Origin of the sequence: Dickeya sp. MK7 (genome assembly GCF_000406305.1) — a bacterium.
Classification (GTDB): Bacteria; Pseudomonadota; Gammaproteobacteria; order Enterobacterales; family Enterobacteriaceae; genus Dickeya; species Dickeya fangzhongdai.
The window spans coordinates 242954-247807 of record NZ_CM001984.1; the positions used below are offsets into that span (position 1 = coordinate 242954).

Sequence of the window (4854 nt, forward strand, 5' to 3'; positions counted from 1 at the left end):
TCCCTCAGAATCAGTTAGACTATGCCTAACTGTTTACTGAGTATTGGCTACCATGACGAATTCTGTCACATCTCTAAAATCGTTTAATTCCTTCTCCTTACCGGTATTTGCAACAGAGGTCGCGATTATCGAAAATTCAAGTGAGTTGTTATCTGCATGGCAGCGTGCTAATCAGAGCGGGTTACCAATCCTGATATTGGGGGAAGGGAGTAATGTACTCTTTCTGGACGATTTTCACGGCATAGTACTCATTAATCGGCTCAAAGGGATTGAGATAAAAGAGACTGCATCTGAATGGATGCTCCATGTTGGGGCTGGAGAAAACTGGCATCACCTTGTGGAATATACGCAGGAACGCCAGATTTCCGGTCTCGAGAATCTGGCCTTGATCCCAGGATGTGTTGGATCCGCGCCTATTCAGAATATCGGCGCTTATGGTGTAGAGCTGAAAAAGGTCTGTGCTTATGTCGATATGCTAAATCTGAGAACGGGCGAGACAGCGCGCCTGAGTGCTGAAGAGTGCCAGTTCGGTTATCGGGATAGCGTTTTCAAGCATGAATACCAGGATGGATTTGCCATTATCGCAGTAGGATTTCGTTTATCGAAAGGGTGGAAGCCGGTCCTGGAATATGGCGATCTTACTCGCCTTGACCCTTCGGCAGTGACAGCAAAACAAGTCTTTGACGCCGTTTGTCAGATGAGGCGGAGCAAATTACCCGATCCTGCGGTAATGGGTAATGCAGGTAGTTTTTTCAAAAACCCGGTAATTCCTGCCGCTATAGCTGAACACATTCTGGCGAATTATCCCAATGCCCCTCATTATCCTCAACCGAATGGTGAGGTAAAGCTGGCTGCCGGCTGGTTGATCGATCAATGCGGTTTAAAAGGGCATCAAATTGGTCAGGCTGCAGTTCATGATAAGCAGGCTCTGGTTCTGGTGAATAAAGGCGAAGCAACCAGTTGTGATCTGGTTAATCTGGCTCGTTATGTAAGAAACAAAGTTGCAGAGCAATTCGATGTGTGGCTGGAGCCTGAGGTACGGTTTATTTCCGCTCAGGGAGAGGTTAATGCAGTGGAGGTTTTGGCATGAAAGATTATACCGTCCCGTTGAAGCTAATCTCTATTCTGTCCGATGGTGAGTTTTATTCGGGGGAATATCTCGGTGAGCTAATGGGGATGAGCCGGGCAGCCATCAACAAACATATTCAGACCATCAGAGAGTGGGGGTTGGATGTCTTTACTGTAACTGGAAAAGGTTATGCACTTTCAGCCCCAATTCAATTGCTTGATGCAGAGAATATTCGCTCGCAAATACAAAGCGGCAATATAGCGGTTTTACCCGTGATTGATTCTACCAATCAATATCTGTTGGATCGCCTTGATTCGGTATCGTCGGGTGATGCTTGCATTGCCGAATACCAACAGGCTGGGCGGGGGCGTCGTGGTCGAAAATGGTTTTCCCCCTTTGGCAGTAACCTCTACTTGTCACTGTATTGGCGTCTGGAACAAGGACCTGCCGCAGCGGTTGGCGTGAGTCTGGTGATTGGCATCATTATGGCGGAAGTCTTGCATCATCTGGGAGCTGAAGGGGTGCGGGTAAAATGGCCGAATGACTTGTACCTGAACGATAAAAAACTGGCTGGTATTCTCGTTGAATTAAATGGACGGACGGGGGATGCTGCGCATCTGGTTATCGGCGCAGGTATTAATTTGCGCATGAATTCATCAGGCTCGACTGTGATCGATCAGGGATGGATCAACCTGCAGGAAGCAGGGATTGATATTGATCGTAATATGCTGGCTGTGAAGCTCGTTACTGAACTGCGTGCTGCATTGGCTATTTATGAACAACAAGGTTTAGCTCCCTTTATTTCCCGATGGAACAATCTGGATAATTTTTATAATCGCGCAGTGAAGCTGATTGTCGGTAATCGGGAAATAAAAGGTATTGATAAAGGCATTGATAGCCAGGGGGCGTTATTGCTGGAGCAGGATGGGGTAATTCAGTCTTATATTGGCGGTGAGATTTCTCTGCGTGGATGGTAATAGGGGATTGTCATCCCCTCTATTTTTATTTTCTTAAGCGTACACACTCGACTGCGTGATTTGCGCTTTTGGTCATGATAAGGCTGGCTCGTCCACGCGTCGGCAGTATGTTCTGCTTGAGATTCAAACCATTAATCTCATTCCATAATTGTGATGCGATATTAACGGCTTCTGTTTCCGCCAATTTTGCATAATTGTGGAAATAGGAGTCGGGATTGGTAAATGCACCCTGCCTGAATTTCAGAAATCGATTGATATACCAGCTCTTCAGTAGTTCCTCGGGCGCATCGACATAAATGGAAAAATCCACGAAATCAGATACAAAAACACGATGAGGGTCGTGGGGATAATCCATCCCGCTTTGCAGAACATTCAGTCCTTCAAGAATCAGAATATCCGGCTGTTCTATGACTTTATTGCAATCGGGCACAATATCATAGGTCAGGTGAGAATAGGTGGGGGCCGTTACCCAAGGGACACCGGATTTTATCTCAGAAACGAATTTTACCAGGCTATGCATATCATAGGACTGGGGGAATCCTTTCTTCTTCATCAGATTTTTTTGCTGTAATACCTTATTGGGATGAAGAAAACCGTCGGTGGTAATCAGTTCAACTTTCCGATGTTCCGGCCAGCGGCTGAGCAATGCCTGCAGTACACGCGCTGTCGTGCTTTTCCCTACGGCAACACTACCAGCAATACCGATAATATAAGGGATTTTCTGTCCATCGGTTCCCAGAAACTGCTCAAGCACGGCCTGACGCCGTAAATTGGAACTGATATAAAAATTGAGCAGTCGAGATAATGGCAGATAAATTTCCGCGACCTCATCCAAAGACAGATCTTCGTTAATGCCTTTGAGTTTAATGATTTCATCTTCAGTCAGAGTCAATGGCACAGAGTCACGCAAGTTGGCCCATTGCTGGCGATTGAACTGAAGATAAGGCGTTGCGAAAGATTGCGCGTTATTAGTCATAAATGTATTTCTGCTTGACGCTACCGGTAAGGAAGGGAAACAGCCAGGTTTCAGTGCATGAAACTGAGACACCGGGAGGCTGGACAGGCAACAGCCGCAGCATCCTTTCCTGATAAAATTATCGTCCAGCGGGCAGGTTACCACCATGAGGGTCAGGAAAAGAAGCAAAAATCTGTATCAATCCTGATACCTGTGATACAGGCATCAGGTAGGGATTAGCTGGCGAGGGCGCGCTCTACGCGATTCACGGCGAACAGGCGCTTGTAGTAAATTGCTGTCGGATAGTAATAACCATCGGGAGAACTTGCATAGTCGGGAAGTTCTCCCAGATAGCGGTAACCCTGAGCACGATAAAAGTGCTCGGCAGGCGAACCGGCTTGCGTATCGAGATAGATCAAGCCGCGTCGATGCTGTAATGCCGCCTGCTCCAGCGTGGAGAGTAAACGTTTTCCAATCCCCTGGCGCCGCATGCTGCTATGAACCAGCAGTTTTTGTATTTCAGCCCGGTTTTGTCCGTTTGATTTTTGGCACAGTTCAAGCTGGATACTGCCTATCACGCCATTATCATCGCGCGCAATCCATAACAGGCGCTCTCCTTCGGCGACAGAAGGACGCAGGCTGTGGAAATAGCTCTCGGCTTCCTCGTGCGTTAGCGGTGACTGGTAACCGACAGACGCTCCCTTTGCCACAGCATTTACCAGTAAGCCGGCTAACTCGTAACGATAGACGGGAAGAGTGGCGACATTCAGTAATACGATCTTCATGCTGTCTCTCCTGCTGGGTTGGGCTAAAACGTGTCTCGTCTGATTTTTCATGCAAGGAATGTTCCATTCATCGATGGCGGCTAAAAGTGGCTAAATGCCGCATCTCATGCTCAGGACTGCCACAAAGGGGGGCATTATCACTTTTTTGGTGCAGATATTCGGTGATGGCGGTGACATATCATTGATGCCTGAATGCCTGAGAACCGTACGCGCAGAGCGCTTTTAACATGTTTCCTGATGCTTATTTGCACGAATGATTGACAGTAATGTGAAACAGCATCCGAATTTGTGCAAAATCTAAGCGATAGCGCATTTTGAGCAATTTTTTTGTTGCATAGACCGGCCCCTCTGCCTAGAATGCGCAGCACTTGATGCCGGCTTAGCTCAGTAGGTAGAGCAACTGACTTGTAATCAGTAGGTCGCCAGTTCGATTCCGGCAGCCGGCACCATCAAGTACATACAATCAGGTGGGGTTCCCGAGCGGCCAAAGGGAGCAGACTGTAAATCTGCCGTCACAGACTTCGAAGGTTCGAATCCTTCCCCCACCACCAAATTCAATCCTGGCGACAGGATGCAATCGATGCGGTACGAAATATCAAAGCCGAATCGAAAAAAAGCAAGGTATCAATGTAAATTGTGCCTTGCTTTAATGTTCTACAGAGAAATCAGGTAGCCGAGTTCCAGGATGCGGGCATCGTATAATGGCTATTACCTCAGCCTTCCAAGCTGATGATGTGGGTTCGATTCCCACTGCCCGCTCCAATTAGATGTGCTGATATAGCTCAGTTGGTAGAGCGCACCCTTGGTAAGGGTGAGGTCGGCAGTTCGAATCTGCCTATCAGCACCACTTCTTTATTTTCCTCCTGATTTTCTTTCTGTTAAAAGCTCAGCAAGTAATTGCTTGGTTGATGTGGTGATACCACCGATTTATCCGTGTCTTAGAGGGACAATCGATGTCTAAAGAAAAATTTGAACGTACAAAACCGCACGTTAACGTCGGTACTATCGGCCACGTTGACCATGGTAAAACAACGCTGACCGCAGCCATCACTACCGTTCTGGCGAAAA

Annotated in this window: 5 protein-coding genes and 4 tRNA genes; 7 read left to right on the forward strand and 2 right to left on the reverse strand. The window is 47.4% G+C overall.

The window, feature by feature from the left end; genetic code table 11:
* The first annotated feature begins 52 nt into the window (after window positions 1-52).
* Entirely contained in the window at window positions 53-1090 is a 1038-nt protein-coding gene (gene murB / locus DXXMK7_RS01170) for a UDP-N-acetylmuramate dehydrogenase (RefSeq protein WP_038917492.1), read from the forward strand.
* The gene (birA, locus tag DXXMK7_RS01175) at window positions 1087-2046 is read left to right on the forward strand and encodes a bifunctional biotin--[acetyl-CoA-carboxylase] ligase/biotin operon repressor BirA (RefSeq protein ID WP_038917494.1); all 960 of its coding nucleotides are present in this window, start codon (window positions 1087-1089) and stop codon (window positions 2044-2046) included. The genes murB and birA overlap by 4 nt, the downstream gene beginning before the upstream one ends.
* Window positions 2047-2071: 25 nt before the next feature.
* Here birA and coaA read toward each other — a convergent pair whose 3' ends face one another.
* Both coaA and DXXMK7_RS01185 read right to left on the reverse strand, forming a co-directional pair.
* Entirely contained in the window at window positions 2072-3022 is a 951-nt protein-coding gene (gene coaA, locus DXXMK7_RS01180; RefSeq protein WP_038917496.1) for a type I pantothenate kinase, read from the reverse strand.
* 215 nt (window positions 3023-3237) lie between these two features.
* Entirely contained in the window at window positions 3238-3786 is a 549-nt protein-coding gene (locus tag DXXMK7_RS01185; RefSeq protein ID WP_038663360.1) for a GNAT family N-acetyltransferase, read from the reverse strand.
* Window positions 3787-4159: 373 nt separating this feature from the next.
* On the opposite strand from DXXMK7_RS01185, the gene DXXMK7_RS01190 reads away from it, so the two are divergent.
* From DXXMK7_RS01190 to DXXMK7_RS21495, 5 genes are all read left to right on the forward strand, one after another.
* Window positions 4160-4235, forward strand: a tRNA-Thr gene (locus DXXMK7_RS01190).
* A 17-nt stretch (window positions 4236-4252) separates the two neighbouring features.
* Window positions 4253-4337: transfer RNA gene (locus DXXMK7_RS01195), tRNA-Tyr, on the forward strand.
* A 136-nt stretch (window positions 4338-4473) separates the two neighbouring features.
* Window positions 4474-4548 (forward strand) — tRNA-Gly (locus tag DXXMK7_RS01200).
* Window positions 4549-4557: 9 nt separating this feature from the next.
* Window positions 4558-4633, forward strand: a tRNA-Thr gene (locus DXXMK7_RS01205).
* Window positions 4634-4739: 106 nt separating this feature from the next.
* Window positions 4740-4854 (forward strand): GTP-binding protein (locus DXXMK7_RS21495; protein WP_021280608.1); only part of this gene is annotated, 115 nt, incomplete at its 3' end.

Bases quoted from the DNA above. Each gene is read 5' to 3' on its own strand.
- birA (WP_038917494.1), top strand. From the start codon at position 1,087: ATGAAAGATTATACCGTCCCGTTGAAGCTAATCTCTATTCTGTCCGAT.
- murB (WP_038917492.1), top strand. From the start codon at position 53: ATGACGAATTCTGTCACATCTCTAAAATCGTTTAATTCCTTCTCCTTA.
- DXXMK7_RS01185 (WP_038663360.1), bottom strand. From the start codon at position 3,786: ATGAAGATCGTATTACTGAATGTCGCCACTCTTCCCGTCTATCGTTAC.
- coaA (WP_038917496.1), bottom strand. From the start codon at position 3,022: ATGACTAATAACGCGCAATCTTTCGCAACGCCTTATCTTCAGTTCAAT.